We start from the raw sequence: 15,682 nt of genomic DNA, 5'->3' as shown, positions 1-15,682 counted from the left end.
ACCGCCCTCCCCCCCCCACCCCACCCCACCCCCCCCCCCCCCCCCCCCCCCCCCCCCCCCCCCCCCCCCCCCCCCCCCCCCCCCCCTCGCCGTTGCGTCGGAAGGATCAGTAGCGGCGCGTGATGAGCGCGCGCTTCACTTCCTGGATCGCCTTCGTGACCTCGATACCGCGCGGGCAGGCGTCCGTGCAGTTGAAGGTCGTGCGGCAGCGCCACACGCCGTCGCGGTCGTTGAGGATCTCCAGGCGCTGCTCGCCCGCCTCGTCACGCGAGTCGAAGATGAAGCGGTGCGCGTTGACGATCGCGGCCGGGCCGAAGTACTGGCCGTCGTTCCAGAACACCGGGCAGGACGAGGTGCAGGCGGCACAGAGGATGCACTTCGTCGTGTCGTCGAAGCGCTCGCGGTCCTCGGCGGACTGCAGCCGCTCCCGGGTCGGCTCGTTCGTCTCCTTGGTGACCAGGAACGGCATGACGTCCCGGTACGCCTGGAAGAACGGCTCCATGTCCACGACCAGGTCCTTCAGGACCGTGAGGCCCTTGATGGGCTCGACCGTGATCGGCTTCTCGGGGTTGATGTCCTTGATCAGCGTCTTGCAGGCAAGACGGTTCTTGCCGTTGATCCGCATCGCGTCCGAGCCGCAGATGCCGTGCGCGCACGAGCGGCGGAAGGTGAGGGTGCCGTCGATGTCCCACTTGATCTTGTGGAGGCCGTCGAGGACACGCTCCTTCGGGTCGATCTCCAGCTGGAAGTCTTCCCAGACCGCCTCCGCCGAGACCTCCGGGTTGAACCGGCGGACCCGGAAGGTGACCGTGATGTAGGGGGAGTCGGCGAAACCGGGCTCGGGCTGGCCGGCCGCGTCCGCCTTGTCCAGAACAGGGGTAGCCATCAGTACTTACGCTCCATCGGCTGGTAGCGGGTCTGGACGACCGGCTTGTAGTCGAGACGGACGGTTTCCGAGCCGTCGGCGCCGACCTCGCGGTACGCCATCGTGTGGCGCATGAAGTTGACGTCGTCGCGGTTCGGGTAGTCCTCGCGGTAGTGACCGCCGCGGGACTCCTTGCGGGCCAGCGCCGAGACGGCCATGACCTCGGCCAGGTCGAGCAGGTTGCCCAGCTCGATCGCCTCGAGGAGGTCCGTGTTGAACCGCTTGCCCTTGTCCTGGATCGCCACGTTCTTGTAGCGCTCGCGCAGCTCGGCGATCTTCTCGACGGCCGTCTTGATCGTCTGCTCGGTGCGGAACACCATGACGTTGGCGTCCATGGTCTCCTGCAGCTCGCGGCGCAGCGTGGCCACCCGCTCGTTGCCGGTGGAGGTGCGCAGCCGCTCGATCTGCTCGACGACGAGGGACTCCGGGTTCTCCGGCAGCTCGACGAAGTCCGCCGTGTGGGCGTACTCCGCGGCGGCGATGCCCGCGCGGCGGCCGAAGACGTTGATGTCGAGCAGCGAGTTCGTGCCCAGGCGGTTGGCGCCGTGGACCGAGACGCAGGCGACCTCGCCGGCGGCGTACAGGCCGGGGACGACGGTGGTGTTGTCCGCCAGGACCTCACCCTCGACGTTCGTCGGGATGCCGCCCATCGCGTAGTGGGCCGTGGGCTGGATCGGGATCGGGTCCGTGTACGGCTCGATGCCGAGGTAGGTCCGCGCGAACTCGGTGATGTCGGGCAGCTTGGCGTCGAGCTGCTCCGGCGGGAGGTGCGTGAGGTCCAGGTACACGTGGTCGCCCTCGGGACCGCAGCCGCGGCCCTCGCGGATCTCCGTGTAGATGGAGCGCGAGACGACGTCGCGGGACGCGAGGTCCTTCATGACCGGCGCGTACTTCTCCATGAAGCGCTCGCCGTCCTTGTTGCGGAGGATGCCGCCCTCACCACGGGCGCCCTCCGTCAGCAGGATGCCCATGCGCCAGATGCCGGTCGGGTGGAACTGGAAGAACTCCATGTCCTCCAGCGGCAGACCACGGCGGTAGACCGCGGCCTGGCCGTCACCGGTCAGGGTGTGGGCGTTCGACGTCACCTTGAAGAACTTGCCGGTGCCGCCGGAGGCGTAGATGACGGACTTCGCCTGGAAGACGTGGATCTCGCCGGTCGCCAGCTCGTAGGCGACGACACCCGCCGACTTCTTGACGCCGTCGACCTCGCTGATCAGCTGGTCCAGGACGTAGAACTCGTTGAAGAACTCCACGCCCTCCTTGACGCAGTTCTGGTACAGCGTCTGGAGGATCATGTGGCCGGTGCGGTCCGCGGCGTAGCAGGACCGGCGGACCGGGGCCTCGCCGTGGTTGCGGGAGTGGCCGCCGAAGCGGCGCTGGTCGATGGTGCCGTTCGGGGTCCGGTTGAACGGCAGGCCCATCTTCTCCAGGTCGAGGACGGCGTCGATGGCCTCCTTCGCCAGGATCTCGGCGGCGTCCTGGTCGACCAGGTAGTCACCGCCCTTGACCGTGTCGAAGGTGTGCCACTCCCAGTTGTCCTCCTCCACGTTGGCCAGCGCGGCGGCCATGCCGCCCTGCGCGGCGCCCGTGTGGGAGCGGGTGGGGTACAGCTTGGTCAGCACGGCGGTGCGGCTGCGCTTCGTGGACTCGATGGCCGCGCGCATGCCCGCGCCACCGGCGCCGACGATGACGGTGTCGTACTTGTGGATCTTCATGATTCTCGCAGCCCCGTGCCTAGCGGATGTTCGGGTCGAAGGTGAAGATCACCAGCGTGCCCAGCAGGATGGTGAACACCGTGGCGGTGTAGAGCAGGCCCTTGAGCCACAGCCGGCTGTTCGGCCGCTCGGCGTAGTCGTTGATGACCGTGCGCAGGCCGTTGGCGCCGTGCAGCATGGCCAGCCACAGCATCAGCAGGTCCCAGACCTGCCAGAACGGGGACGCCCAGCGGCCGGCCACGAAGGCGAAGCCGATCTTGGAGACACCGCCGTCCAGGAAGAGCTGGATCAGCAGGTGGCCGAGGACGAGGACGACCAGCACGATGCCGGACAGGCGCATGAACAGCCAGGCCGCCAGCTCGAAGTTGCCCCGGGTCGACTTCGGGGTCTTCTTGGTCCGCTTGCGCGGCGCCTCGATCAGCGGGGCCGGGTTGTCGACGGTGTAGACGGGGACGCCCTCGACGGGGCCGACTCCGGACGCGGTGGTTTCAGTCGTGGACATCGGCGTCAGCTCCCGAACAGGACACGAGCGGCGTGACCGAGCACGGGGTAGATCGACCCGAGCATCAGCACGATCCAGACGATCATCACGGTCCAGAACATCTGCTTCTGGTAGCGCGGGCCCTTCGACCAGAAGTCGACGGCGATGACGCGCAGGCCGTTGAGCGCGTGGAAGAGGATGGCGGCGACGAGGCCGTACTCCAGCAGCGCGACGATCGGCGTCTTGTACGTGGCTACGACCTTGTCGTAGTCCTCGGGGGAGACACGCACGAGAGCGGTGTCCAGCACATGAACGAACAGGAAGAAGAAGATGAGGACGCCGGTGACTCGGTGAGCCACCCAGGACCACATTCCTTCCCTGCCGCGGTACAGCGTTCCAGCCGGCACGGAAGAACCCTCCGGGAGCGGGGACTAGGGCCGCGCCGGCTTCACTGTCGGTCGGGCCCGGCCGGGTACGGTCCACCGGCCCCCAGCATCGTATCCATGCGGTGCGCCCCGGCTTACGGGGGGCCTACTTGTGTGATCAAAGTGGCACCGGACGGCCTAGAGGCGCGGCATTCGGCCCGATGTGCACGGTTATGCGCCGTGTGCGGGTGCATGGTGGCTCGTCGCGTGGCTCTCGGTGCCCCTCAGGCACGCCGCGAGTCTGCTCCTCGCGAGGCGCCGGAGTTCCTCGGCTGCCACGACCCGCTCCTCCTCCGGATCGTTTGCCAATCGTGACCGGATGCCTTCGAGGATGCGGTCGATGACGTCGTCCGGGTGCGTGTCGCCCAGATAGATGACGAACGTGTGTCCGAATCGGGCTTCGTAGGCGGCGTGCGCGGCGCTCAGGGCCATGTGGGCCGCCGAATACGTGTCCTCGGGCAGTTCGGGAAGCGACTCCCCCGCCAGGGCCTCGGCCAGGTCGCGCGGGGAGAGGTCGTACGCCGCCTCGTCCGCCGCGGCCAGGAGGGCGTCCAGGTCGGGGTAGGGGCGGTGCTCGGCGATCCGGTGGGCCCAGCGCGGGTTGTGCAGGCAGTGCAGCAGGAGGGCGCGGGCCTCGCCGTCGGAGGCGGCGTTGAAGGCGTCGAGGGGTGTGGGGAGATAGGGGAGACGGTGGGCGGGCAGCGTGGGTCCTTGCGTCACGGGGGGTGTGGCAGGGGATGCTGTGAAATGTGTGTCGTCAGGTTATCGAGAGTGGTCACTCTGTGTCCGTGCGATGCCCGAATTTCACTCGGACGGGAGAGTTTCGGAACGCTCGGGTGACGAATGAACCGCCGATCAGTCGTACGTTGGCAGAGTGAACCAGCACAGGCGCCGGGGCTCGGCGCAGCAGGTGATGCGCAAGCGGGCGGTGGTGGCCGCCGCGTTCGTCGGGACCGTCGCGCTCGGCACCGGTGTCGGCGTGTGGGCCTCGACGGACGGCGGCGGGAACCGGGAAGAGGGCACGCGGCAGTCCTCCGACCGGGTCTCGGGCACCGTCTCCGACGGTCCGGCCACGCCGTCGGCGAGTCCGACGCCCAGCCGGTCCTATCCGCTGTCGCAGGCACCGCGCACCATCCCCGCGGTGCGCTCCCACACCCCGGCGCGCGGTCCCGGCTGGAAGCCGCGGCAGGGCGAGCGGGTGGTGGTGAGCGATGCCGAGCTGGCCGACGAGGGCCGGCTGGTGGCCGGGGAGCTGGGGCTGGCCTACGCGGGCGAGAAGGACGACGTGCGGGCCGGTGACGTACGGCTCGCGCTCGGCGGCGGGGGCGGGAACCAGGAGTCGTACACGATGACCGTCCGCGGCGGGCGGGTCGACATCAGCGGGCCCGGCGAGGCGGGCGTCTTCTACGGCACCCGGACGCTGAAGCAGGAGGTCCACGGCGGCGGTACGGCCCCGGAGGGGGTCGTGCGGGACGAGCCCGCCAAGCCGAAGCGCGGGTTCATGCTGGACATCGCGCGCAAGCCGTTCAGCGAGACCTGGATCGAGGACCGGATAAGGGAACTGGGGGACCTGAAGTTCAACGAGCTGGGGCTGCACTTCTCCGACGACCAGGCCTTCCGGATCGAGTCCAGCACCCACCCCGAGATCGTCTCCCCGGACCACCTGACCAAGGCGCAGGTCAAGAAGATCGTCGACCTCGCCGGCAGCCGGCACATCACCGTCGTCCCCGAGATCGATTCGCCGGGCCATCTGGGCGCCGTCATCGCCGCCCACCCCGACCTCCAGCTGCGCAACGCGAGCGGGGTCGCCACCAAGGGCGCCGTCGACATCTCCAACCCGGCCTCCGCGAAGATCGTCGACGATCTGCTGAACGAGTACGCGGGGCTCTTCACCGGTGACCAGTGGCACCTCGGCGGCGACGAGTACCAGGCGCTGACCGTGCGGGACCCGCAGGCGTCGTATCCGCAGCTGGCGGCCGCCGCGCGGCAGAAGTACGGCTCCGGCGGCACCGTGGCCGACCTCGCCACCGGCTGGCTCAACGACCGCGCCGACACCGTCCGCGCCCACGACCGGACCATGCGGGCGTGGAACGACGGCTTCTTCCGGGGCACCTCCGTGCGGCCCGCCGAGGACCTCCAGGTCGCCTACTGGACCGGCAAGGAGATCGGCGCCCGGCAGCCGGTGGAGTACCTGAGCGCGGGGCGGAAGGTGCTCAACTACAACGACGAGTTCCTCTACTACGTGCTCGGGCAGCCGCAGACCTTCGTGTATCCCACGGGACAGCGCATCTACGAGCAGTGGAACCCGCGGGTGCTGCGCGGCACGACCGCCGTGCCGGCGCGCTACGACGGGCAGATCCTCGGCGGGTCGTTCGCGGTGTGGAGCGACTTCCGCAACGCCCAGACGGAGGGGCAGGTCGCCGCCGGGATCAGGATGCCGCTGCGGGCCACCGTGCAGAAGCTGTGGGACCCGGGCAGGCCCGCGCTGTCCTGGGCCGAGTTCCAACAGCTGGCCGACCGGCTGGGCTGAGGCGGTCGGCGGACCGGCTGGGCCGAGGCGGTCGGCGGACCGCCGGGCGGGGGGCGGTCGACCGGCCGGGCCGGGGGGACCCGCGCCGGGACGCGAGTGGACGTACGACCGCCCCTGACCGTATGTTCCGGTCTTCGTGCGTCCGGCTCGGGGAGGGCCGAGCGCCCGCCGCACCGTCGCCGCTTCTCGGGGGAACCACGTCATGACCTCGCCCATGCCCGCTCCGGCCTACACCGGGGCGCCCGGTCCCGTACTCCGTTCACCGGTGGGACTCGGCCGGGCCGCCGCCGCGCTGCTCGGGCTCGTCATCGCCGCCGACCTGTTCGCGGTCTGGGCCGACGTGGTGCAGCTGGACGTCGCCGGTGACCTCGCCGACGGGATCACCGGCTCCGACGTCGTCGACCGGGCCGACCGCGCCGACTCGCTGTACCGGGCCGCCGGCGTCGCCCAGGTGACCGCCCTGCTCGCCACGATGACCGTGTACCTGTGCTGGCTGTGGCGGGTGCGGGTCAACGCCGAGGTGTTCAACCCGGGCGGGCAGAGCAAGGCGCGCGGCTGGACGATCGGCGGCTGGTTCGTCCCGGTGGTGAACCTGTGGTTCCCGCGCCGCGTCACCCTCGACATCTGGGACTCCAGCGCCGCCTGGGCCGACCGCCCCGGCCACTCCCTCGTCAACGCGTGGTGGTTCGTGTGGATCGTCTCCCTGTTCGCCGACCGGGCCGCGTCCACCATGTACCGGCGGGCGGACACGGCGGCCGCGCTGCGCGACGCGACCCGGCAGATGCTGTTCTCCGACGCGTTCGACGTCGTGGCGGCCGTGCTGGCCATCCTCGTGGTCCTGAAGATCACCCGGATGCAGCACGCGAGGGCCCTCGCCGGTCCCGCGCCGATCCCCGCCCTTGGCTGAAAACCTCTGGCTGTGACACTCCCGGGCCGTCGCACGCAGTAAGGGGAAGTGCGGGCTCCGTACCGGGCGGCGCCCTGGCGAGGGAGGCTATATGAGCCTGGTGGAACTGATCGCACAGGCCGACGAGCGTGGGCTGGCCGCCAGTGGGTTGGCTTGTTTGGATCGGTGCCTGCCTCTGCTCGGCGGCGACGACGAACTGCTGCGCCCGCTGTGGGCCGGCCTCGCCGACGGCTCCGGCTGGGGCGGCGGCCTGGACAAGGCCCGCGACGTGCTCGGCGGCCCGCGGTCCGCCGAGGACGAGGCCGCCCGGCTCGCCCGCCGCATGCTGGACGCGGCTCCGGCCGAGCCCACCGCCGACGCGGTACGGCCCTGGGCCGACGCCTGCTCGGTCGCCTCCCTGCGCGTCCACCGGCTGCTCGACCCCGCCGCGGACGGCACCGCGCCCGACGACGGCCTGGACGCCGGGCGCGCGGGTGAGACGGAGGACCTGCCGCCGCTCGTCGCAGCCGAGCTGCGCCGCCAGATCACCGTCCTGGAACTCCTCGCCGGCCACGGCGCGCACGGTCTGCGCCGGGCCCTGGACGTCTCGGTCGAGGGCCGCCGGGTGCTGCGCGCGGTGGTCTCCCGCAGGGCCCGGGGCGCCGCGGAATCCGGAGCGTGACAGAGCCCGGCGCCGCGGATCCCGTGCGGGAGGCGGCCCGGTGTCCGGACCCTCTGGCCGGGTGGGTCCTGTGGCTGTCGTGCGGTGGACGTGGGGCGGTCCTGCGACGGTTGGCCAAACGTTCACGATGCCCGTGACGGATGCCACTTGCCGCTCGCTCTTCCCTATGTGACAGCCCAGTACGTGACAGCACAGCAGGAGACCAGGCCGCACGCCGCGGCGAAGCCCGTGCGGTGGGCGGCGGACGCGGTCGCGACCATGCGCGAGGGTGCGCGGGTACGGCTCGACTACTCGGCACAGAGTCTGTGGCGGGTGGACCGGATGATCGAGGAGATACGCCGTGAGGGGCCGCCGTACGCGGCGGTGGAGAACGTGCTGCGCGGATTCGGCGCCTACGCCGGCGAGGTGCTCGTCCGCCAGACCGGCGCCGAGTGGTGGGCGACCGGCGGCGAGCACTGGGTGCGCACCCCCGACGGCCGGCTGTGGGACCCCATCGACGAGGCCCGGCGCTGCTTCGGCGGCCACGGCTCGCTGCGTCTGCTGTGCCGGGACGCGACCGCCCTGGGATGAACGTCCGGCCGGGACCCTCCTCGGATGGGGTCCCGGCCGGAGCGCGTCACGGCACTACGGTGCCAGGGCGGTGCCCAGGGCCGCGTCCGTCGGCGTACCGAGACCGGACTTGCTGAACACCACCGTCTGCGCGTACCCGAGTCCGGAGCTGTTGCTCGGCAGGTACATCAGGATGCCGTCGCCGCCGTCCTCCCCGGCGACGCCGAACGTCAGGTCGGACCGCCCGTAGCCGGACAGGTCGGTCAGCGACACCGACGAGCCGAACTGGTCGCCGCTCTCGGTGGCACCGGGCACGCCCGAGGTGTCCTGGGAGACCGCGACCGAGCCGGTACCGGTGAGGCCGGTGGAGCTTCCCTTGAGCAGCAGCGCCGAGCCGGCGTTGGAGCGGTTCACGCCGTCGCGGGTGATGTCCTCGCCGGGCAGGCCGGCCAGGACGTCGGGGTAGCCGTCGGCGTTGTAGTCGCCGGCGGAGACCGAGGCGCCCATGGCGTCGCCGTCCTCGGCGGAACCCGGTACCCCGCTGGTGTCCTGGTGGACGCTCTTCATGCCGGTGGTGGTGAAGCCGGTGGAGGTGCCGAGCAGCATGGTCACCTGACCGCCCCGGTACGCGCCGGACTCCGCGGTGTACGGCTGCCCGATGACGAGGTCGTCGTAGCCGTTGGCGTCGAAGTCGGCGGAGGCGACGGAGCGGCCGCCCTTGACGCTGAGCACACCCGCCTTGGTCAGCCCCTGCGCCGAGCCCGCGAACCGGACCACGCGCGAGATGCCGCCCGAGTCACGGTAGTTGAGGGCGACGTCCGCGTAGCCGTCCCGGTTGAAGTCGCCGGTGGCGGCGTCCAGGTAGGCGAGGGAGCCGGTGGCCGTGGTCAGGGTGCCGGAGGTGGTGGCGCCGCCGGTCAGCCGTACGTTCCAGTTGCCGCCCTTGCCGGTGCCGGCCGCGAACACGTCCGCCTTGCCGTCGCCGTTGAAGTCGCCGACCGTGACCGTGGAGCCGAGCTTGGCGCCGGTCGCCGTGATGCTGCCCGACGTGTTGTACGAGAACCCGGTGGTGAGCGCCGGGCCGTACATGACGGTGACCGAGCCCCGGTCGGCGTGGCCGGTGGTGTCGTCCTCGCCGGGAGAACCGATCGCGAGGTCGGCGTATCCGTCGTCGTTGACATCGCCCCAGGCGGTCGCGGTGCCGAAGGCGTCACCGGACTCGGAGGAGCCGGGCACGCCCGTGCTGTTCTGGGTGAGCGTGATCTTCTTGCCGCTGACCGGTCCGTCCACGCCACCCGGCACGATCGTCACCGAGTTGGCCTTCGGGGTGCCGGCGACCAGGTCGGGCAGGCCGTCCCGGTCGCGGTCCGAGGTGGGCAGGGCGTGCGAGATGCCCGGGGTCTTGGCCAGCGCGGCGATGAGGGGCAGTTTCTTGTAGAGGTTGTCGCCGGGGCAGGCGGTGGCGTTGGTGTCCCGGTGGCCGAAGACGCGGGGCAGGGTGATCTGCTGGTCCTTGTCGATCAGGTTGCCGTCCTGGCCCTTGGGGCTGCCGGAGGTCAGCGTGACCTTGCCGGTCGGGTCGATGCCGTACATCCCGAACTTCCAGGCCACGATCCGCGCGATCGAGTCCAGGGCGGCCCGCGAGGGGTGCGCGGTCATGTAGTTGCCGATGTAGGAGATGCCGACCGTGTTGGTGTTGAAGCCGATGTCGTGCGCGCCCACCACGGGCAGGTCCATCCCGCCGCTGCGGCCTTCGAAGATCTGGCCGCAGCGGTCGACGACGAAGTTGTAGCCGATGTCGAAGTAGCCGCGGGAGAAGTGCTCCTGCTGGATGGTCCGCATCCGGGCCCGCGAGTCGGCGCACGACACCGTGTTGTCGCTGTCGACGCCGGTGTGGTGGACGACGGCCGCCTTGATCTCCGTGCCGTAGCTCGGCGTGCCGTCGTAGTCGGTGGAGGCGCCCCACTCGGCCTGCGTGATGACCGGCGGCTTGGCGACCGTGGAGGGGCGCGGGGCCGGGACCGTGCTGGTCGGGCTGGGGGAGGCGGAGTCGGACGCCGAGGCCGACGCGGAGCTCGACTCCGATGCCGATGCCGAGGCCGACGCGGAGTCCGTCGCGGACGCCGAGGCGGAGTCGGTGGATGACGGGCTGCCCGACGACGTGTCCGACGGGGACGGCGAGTCGGTCGCCGACGGCGTCGTCGTCTCCGCCGTGAACGCGGCCGGCTGCGGGCTGCCCGCCGGATCGGTGCCGGGGTCGAGCAGCTTCACGTCCAGTCCGGCGGGAAGTCCCTCGGCCGCGGTGCCGTCCGGCTCGACCACGCGGACCGTGATGCCGTCCGCGTCACCCGTCCACACCGACGCGGTGCCGCCCCGGGCGCGCTCGCGGGCGTGTACGCCTTCGGCGCCGTCGGCGGAGAACGGGTCGTCCGGCAGCTTCTGCCAGTCGGACCACTCGCCGGTCTCCCGCGAGCGGTAGCGGATCTCCGGGGTGCCCTTCAGCTCGGCCCGCTCGTCGTTCCAGGTGAGCAGCGCGGCGGAGAACCGGTTCGTGTCGCGCTTGGCCAGCCCCCGGTGCCCATGGCCCTGGTCGGACAGCTTCAGCGTGTGGACGGACGGCTCGCGGCTCGCGCCCTTGCCGTCGTCGTGCTCACCGGGGTCCGCGACGGCATAGGTGACGACTCCGGCACCGCCGAGTACGACGGCTCCGAGCGTCAGCCAGGCTCTCCCTTTGAAGCTGAGCGGTTTGTACGCATGGGTCCTGCGAGGACTCAACTGTCCCACCCCTAGAAGACGAACACTATGGTTCCACCTGTCACACAGGCAGCACTTGTACAGCGCTCGGACCGGCCGGAACGTCACCCGGCACCCATTCGGCCCTGTGATGCGACCCCGGCGTGTTCGCCGCGCACTCGACGGGCAGGGCGAACCACCCCTCGAGGACGGGGAGTTCAAGGGTCCCGGCGTGTCGGTGCGGGCCCGTGCGCACGCCGCTCCCGCACGGCCCGAGGGGACGACGTGCGCGCGCTAGTCCGCCGTGACGCCCCAGTACCCGATGCCGGTCGGCCGGCCGTCCGGACCGAGCCGGTGCCGCCGGTGAAGATGTACTCGTGCCAGGCCGGGTCCCGCCACAGCTCCTCCGCCGTCCGGCCGGCGCCGAAGCCGTGGTCGTCCTTGGCCAGTTCGTCCGCCTGAGCCTGGCGGAAGGCCGCCTCCAGGTCCTGTCGGTACGGGCCGGTGTGCGTCCAGCAGTTGCCGCCCATGTCGTTGTCTTCCCTCCGTGTTCGTCGGCCGGTCGTGGCGGAGCGTAGGAGGGGGCACCGACAATCGTGCGAACAGGCCCGGGACCGCCGAGGGCTGTGACATTTCTGTGAGGTCCGGCGCTGATCATCCTGGAGGGCGGAGACACGGCCGAGGCGTGTCGCACCGTGAGGGACGCGCCACGAACGAGGACGGTCTTGGGCCAGGGAGGGGAACGCCGCCGCCCGCAGCCGCGGGACGGGGAGCTGGGCGCTGCCGTCGCACGGGCCCAGGACGGCGACGAGGCCGCCTTCGCGCTGGCCTACCGCATCGTGCAGCCCGCCCTGCTCGGCTATCTGCGGGGGCTCGTCGGCGAGGACGCGGAGGACGTGGCCTCGGAAGCGTGGCTGGAGATCGCCCGCGACCTGGGCCGGTTCAAGGGCGACGGCGCCGGATTCCGCGGCTGGAGCGCGACCATCGCCCGGCACCGCGCCCTGGACCACCTGCGCCGCCAGCGGGTACGGCCCCGAGCGGCCGCGCTCGACCAGGCCGCACTGGACCTGCCCGGCCGGCACAGCACCTACGACCAGGCCCTGGAGTCCCTGTCCACCGAGCGGGCGCTGGAACTGGTGCGCGCACTGCCGCGGGACCAGGCCGAGGCCGTGCTGCTGCGGGTGGTCGTCGGCCTCGACGGCCCGGCCGCCGCGCGCGTCCTCGGCAAGCGCCCCGGCGCGGTCCGCACGGCCGCCTACCGCGGGCTGAAACGGCTGGCCCGGCATCTGGGCGCGCCGGACACGGCGGGCGAGGGTGTGACGGAGGCGGATCCCCGCACGCTGGGGGAGGCGGAGTGAACGGCGACGGCCGCGAGCCGTATGGATACGGGAGAACCATCGGTTCCGGACCCCGTACGGGGGACGGTGGGCCGCGTGTATCCGGTGGTCCGGGCGGACCGGGCGGACCGGGCGAGGACGGGAACGGACATGGGTGAACGGCACAGCGGCGGCGGGCTGCCCAGCCGTCGACGAGCACACCCGGACACCACCGTTCCCACGCCGGCACACACCGAGACCCCGGGCCGCGCCGAAGCATCCGAACGGACCGAATCCTCCCGACGGACCGAAGCCTCCGAAGGCGCCGACGCGGCGGGCCGCGACGGCGTCCCAGGTTCCTCCGCGCTCTCCCGGTTCGAGACGCGCTTCGGTGCCGTGCTGCGGGCGGACGGCGTCGTACCCGCCGTCGGCGCCGAGGCCGAGTGCCGGGCCGTGGCCGCCTTCCGGGCCGCCCGCGACTCCGGGGCGCACCGGGCGCGGACGCGGACCCGGGACGACTGGCGCCCCCGTGCGTCCCGGCGTGTGCGGCCCTCGCTGAAGGGCGCGCTCTCGGTGCTGCTCGCGAGTCTCACGCTGGGCGGTGTCGCCGTCGCCGCGATCGGCGCGGCCGGATCCGGTACGGCGGCCGGCCGGGACACCTCCCGGCCGGCCCGTCCGGCGGTGAGGGCGCCGCACCCGGCCCACGAGCCGGCCGCCGGCTCCGGCGGCGCGGGTCCGACCGCCCCCGCCGTGCGTCCGGGGCACCCGGACACCGCGCGGGACACCGTGGCCCACTGCCGGACCTACGCGAGGGCCGGGGACCGGGGCAACGCCCTGGAGTCGACGGCCTGGCGGCGGCTCGTCGCGGCGGCGGGTGGCACGGACAAGGTCGCCGCCTACTGCGCCGCCCAAGTCGCCCGGGCCGCCCAGGAGGCGCGGTCGCAGGGACGCGACACCGATGCCCCACAGGAGCGGAAGCCCGACAAGTCGGGTAATTCCGGCAGTGGTTCTTCGAGTGGCAGCGGTGGGGGCAAGGGCAGGGGCGACGGACCGCACGCTGCGGGCGCCGGGGCCGACGGGAAGAAGTGAGCCGGGCCGTCCGGCCGTGCCCCGTAAAGGCAACGGCCGGGGCCGCCACCCCCCACAGGAGAGGCCCCGGCCGTCGCGCGGACGGGCCGCGCACGGCCCGTACCTTCTTCAGCGCCGTGCGTGCGTTTTCTGTCACACCCGGCCACGCCGAACCTCACCCTGCGCACATTCGTACCCGGTCACGAGTTAGTTGCATCTTCTACAGACATGGACGAGGAACGGTTTCACGCCGTAACGTGCCTTTCGCGCCGACCGAAGACAGGCGTAAGGGAGTGCGGTGCTGGGGGACGACGCGGAGCTGACCGCCGCAGTACGTGCAGCACAGAACGGTGATGAGACCGCGTTCCGTGCGGTGTACCGCGCGGTGCATCCACGGCTGCTCGGATACGTGCGCACGCTGGTCGGTGATCCGGACGCCGAGGACGTCGCGTCCGAGGCCTGGCTGCAGATCGCCCGGGACCTCGACCGGTTCAGCGGCGATGCCGACCGGTTCCGCGGCTGGGCCGCCCGGATCGCCCGCAACCGCGCCCTGGATCACATACGCATGCGCGGCCGCCGCCCCGCCATAGGCGGCGACGAGACGGAACTGACCGGCCGGGCCGCCGAGTCCGACACGGCCGGCGAGGCCATCGAGGCCCTGGCCACCGGCAGCGCCCTCTCCCTCATCGCACGGCTCCCGCAGGACCAGGCCGAGGCGGTCGTCCTGCGGGTGGTGGTGGGTCTGGACGCCAAGACCGCCGCCGAGACCCTCGGCAAACGCGCGGGTGCGGTACGCACCGCCGCGCACCGGGGCCTGAAGCGCCTCGCGGAGCTGCTCGGCGACGATCCGGAATCGGCGGGCGTGCTCGACGCGCTGCCACCTCAGCGAGAACCGCGTGGTCGCGCGGTGACGTCCGCAACTGTGACGCATACGCGTGCGCGGACGCAGAAGGACATGTGATGGCCGACGAGCACTACAAGTGGCTGAACCGTGAAACGGCTGAACGTCTGCTGCGCGGTGAGTCGCTGGAAGCCGTCGACACCTCCGCCCATGACCAGGCCGAACGCCTCTCCCGGACGCTCGGCGCACTGTCCGCGGAGGCGGCCCCCGCCCCCGGTGAACTCCCCGGCGAACAGGCCGCCCTGGCCGCGTTCCGCAAGGCCCGCGAGGCGGCCGAGGCTGAACGCACCGCCGCCGCCTTCGCCGACGACGCCCCCGGCAGGCGCTCCGGTGCCCCCGCCCACGGCGCCGACGCGGGCCTGGTCCGCATCGGCGGACCGGACCGTACCGGAATCGCCGTCCGTCCCCGCTGGGCCCGCCCGGCACGGCTCGCGCTCGCGGCCGCCTTGGCGGCGGGCACGCTCGGCGGGGTCGCCGTCGCCGCCGGCAGCGGGGTGCTGCCCACGCCGTTCGGCGAGGAACGCCCCGGACCCGCCGCCTCCGTCACCGCCGGGACCTCCGGACGGCCGCTCGCCTCCCCCTCTGCGCAGACCACGTCCGGCACCGCGCCGGGCCTGCCGAGCGGCAGCGCGGGCGCGCCCCGCGGCGGGGCCTCCGACGAGGCGGCCGGACCGGACGACGACGGTCCGGGCCGGAGCCGGGCTCCCCGCTCCCATGTCCCCGCCACGCCTCCCGGCACCGGCCGGCACGGCGTCGCCGCGGCCTGCCGGGACATCCGGGACGGCAGGGAACTGGACGCCGGCCGCAAGCGCGCGCTGGAGGACCTGGCGGGCGGCTCCGCGCGCGTCACCAAGTACTGCAAGGTCGTCCTGGCCGCCGCGGGCCCCACGAACGGCGACCAGGGCGGCAAGGGCGACCCGGACGCCGGCGGCGCCAAGGGCGACGCGGGCAAGGGCGACGGCCAGGGCAAGGGCGACGAGAAGGGGGACGGCCAGGGCGACGACGAGGGCCACCCCCACAAGGGCGGCGGCAGACACAGGGGCGGCGGCAAGGGCCGGCACCGCGGCGGGGCCGCACCCGCACCCGCTCCCTCCGCTTTCGCCCCGGTCCGCCCCGGGCACCCCGGCCATCCCGGCCACGTCTTGGCGACCCCGGCACCGAGCCCGACGTACACCGCCCTCCGACACCGCGCTCCCTGATCCACGCACACCCTCTGAGCTGCGATTTTGTGGTCCGCGGAAATTTTTCCGTGAGAGGTGTGACGTTTCTGGAGCCCGGGACGCAGTACTGAGTGAGCCGACTGGTCATCGGCCGTCGCACTGAGCCGGGGTTCCCCCCGTACCCACGGCTCGTGCACCTGGCGGGGGGGGGGGGGGGGGGGGGGGGGGGGGGGGGGGTGCGCGGGAGAGGGGGGGGGGGGGGGGGGGGGGGGGGGGGGGGGGGGGGAGGGGGGGGGGGGGCGGGGGTGGGG

15 protein-coding genes are annotated in these 15,682 nt (G+C 72.4%); 8 read left to right on the top strand and 7 right to left on the bottom strand.

The window, feature by feature from the left end; translation table 11 throughout:
- Positions 1-106: 106 nt before the first annotated feature.
- The 5 genes from ACZ5CW_RS35265 to ACZ5CW_RS35245 form a co-directional block, all read right to left on the bottom strand.
- Positions 107-886 carry a succinate dehydrogenase iron-sulfur subunit gene (locus ACZ5CW_RS35265; RefSeq protein ID WP_468608782.1) on the bottom strand — a complete coding sequence of 260 codons (780 nt, stop codon included), beginning with the start codon at positions 884-886 and terminating at the stop codon, positions 107-109.
- Complete coding sequence (gene sdhA / locus ACZ5CW_RS35260; RefSeq protein WP_468608780.1) at positions 886-2,640, bottom strand: succinate dehydrogenase flavoprotein subunit; 1,755 nt, start codon at positions 2,638-2,640, stop codon at positions 886-888. The genes ACZ5CW_RS35265 and sdhA overlap by 1 nt, the downstream gene beginning before the upstream one ends.
- Before the next feature lie 19 nt (positions 2,641-2,659).
- Positions 2,660-3,142 carry a succinate dehydrogenase hydrophobic membrane anchor subunit gene (locus tag ACZ5CW_RS35255; RefSeq protein ID WP_468608778.1) on the bottom strand — a complete coding sequence of 161 codons (483 nt, stop codon included), beginning with the start codon at positions 3,140-3,142 and terminating at the stop codon, positions 2,660-2,662.
- Positions 3,143-3,147: 5 nt separating this feature from the next.
- On the bottom strand, positions 3,148-3,528 hold the full coding sequence (sdhC, locus tag ACZ5CW_RS35250) for a succinate dehydrogenase, cytochrome b556 subunit (RefSeq protein ID WP_468608776.1): 381 nt from the start codon (positions 3,526-3,528) through the stop codon (positions 3,148-3,150).
- A 189-nt stretch (positions 3,529-3,717) separates the two neighbouring features.
- Positions 3,718-4,266 carry a 2-oxo-4-hydroxy-4-carboxy-5-ureidoimidazoline decarboxylase gene (locus tag ACZ5CW_RS35245; RefSeq protein WP_468608774.1) on the bottom strand — a complete coding sequence of 183 codons (549 nt, stop codon included), beginning with the start codon at positions 4,264-4,266 and terminating at the stop codon, positions 3,718-3,720.
- Between the two features lie 193 nt (positions 4,267-4,459).
- On the opposite strand from ACZ5CW_RS35245, the gene ACZ5CW_RS35240 reads away from it, so the two are divergent.
- From ACZ5CW_RS35240 to ACZ5CW_RS35225, 4 genes are all read left to right on the top strand, one after another.
- Positions 4,460-6,076 carry a beta-N-acetylhexosaminidase gene (locus ACZ5CW_RS35240; RefSeq protein WP_468608858.1) on the top strand — a complete coding sequence of 539 codons (1,617 nt, stop codon included), beginning with the start codon at positions 4,460-4,462 and terminating at the stop codon, positions 6,074-6,076.
- Positions 6,077-6,278: 202 nt separating this feature from the next.
- Entirely contained in the window at positions 6,279-6,983 is a 705-nt protein-coding gene (locus ACZ5CW_RS35235; protein WP_468608772.1) for a DUF4328 domain-containing protein, read from the top strand.
- A gap of 91 nt (positions 6,984-7,074) precedes the next feature.
- Complete coding sequence (locus ACZ5CW_RS35230; protein WP_468608770.1) at positions 7,075-7,644, top strand: hypothetical protein; 570 nt, start codon at positions 7,075-7,077, stop codon at positions 7,642-7,644.
- 183 nt (positions 7,645-7,827) lie between these two features.
- Positions 7,828-8,214 (top strand): hypothetical protein, encoded by a 387-nt coding sequence (locus ACZ5CW_RS35225; RefSeq protein ID WP_468608768.1) that lies wholly within the window; start codon positions 7,828-7,830, stop codon positions 8,212-8,214.
- A 54-nt stretch (positions 8,215-8,268) separates the two neighbouring features.
- Here ACZ5CW_RS35225 and ACZ5CW_RS35220 read toward each other — a convergent pair whose 3' ends face one another.
- Positions 8,269-10,968 carry an N-acetylmuramoyl-L-alanine amidase gene (locus ACZ5CW_RS35220; RefSeq protein WP_468608766.1) on the bottom strand — a complete coding sequence of 900 codons (2,700 nt, stop codon included), beginning with the start codon at positions 10,966-10,968 and terminating at the stop codon, positions 8,269-8,271.
- Positions 10,969-11,144: 176 nt separating this feature from the next.
- Positions 11,145-11,456 carry a hypothetical protein gene (locus ACZ5CW_RS35215; protein ID WP_468608764.1) on the bottom strand — a complete coding sequence of 104 codons (312 nt, stop codon included), beginning with the start codon at positions 11,454-11,456 and terminating at the stop codon, positions 11,145-11,147.
- A 195-nt stretch (positions 11,457-11,651) separates the two neighbouring features.
- Between ACZ5CW_RS35215 and ACZ5CW_RS35210 the strand changes: the two genes are divergently transcribed.
- From ACZ5CW_RS35210 to ACZ5CW_RS35195, 4 genes are all read left to right on the top strand, one after another.
- On the top strand, positions 11,652-12,284 hold the full coding sequence (locus tag ACZ5CW_RS35210) for an RNA polymerase sigma factor (RefSeq protein ID WP_468608762.1): 633 nt from the start codon (positions 11,652-11,654) through the stop codon (positions 12,282-12,284).
- Between the two features lie 129 nt (positions 12,285-12,413).
- Positions 12,414-13,331: a hypothetical protein gene (locus ACZ5CW_RS35205; protein WP_468608760.1), complete on the top strand. Its 918-nt coding sequence runs from the start codon at positions 12,414-12,416 to the stop codon at positions 13,329-13,331.
- 277 nt (positions 13,332-13,608) lie between these two features.
- A complete protein-coding gene (locus tag ACZ5CW_RS35200) occupies positions 13,609-14,271 on the top strand; it encodes an RNA polymerase sigma factor (RefSeq protein ID WP_468608758.1) in 663 nt (220 codons plus the stop codon).
- Positions 14,271-15,410, top strand: a complete 1,140-nt coding sequence (locus ACZ5CW_RS35195) for a hypothetical protein (RefSeq protein ID WP_468608756.1) — start codon at positions 14,271-14,273, stop codon at positions 15,408-15,410. The genes ACZ5CW_RS35200 and ACZ5CW_RS35195 overlap by 1 nt, the downstream gene beginning before the upstream one ends.
- The last annotated feature ends 272 nt before the right edge of the window (positions 15,411-15,682 follow it).

Source organism: Streptomyces sp. NPDC031379, from assembly GCF_055569615.1.
Note: the sequence above shows the minus strand (reverse complement) of the source record. Positions and strands in the feature narration are given on the sequence as shown.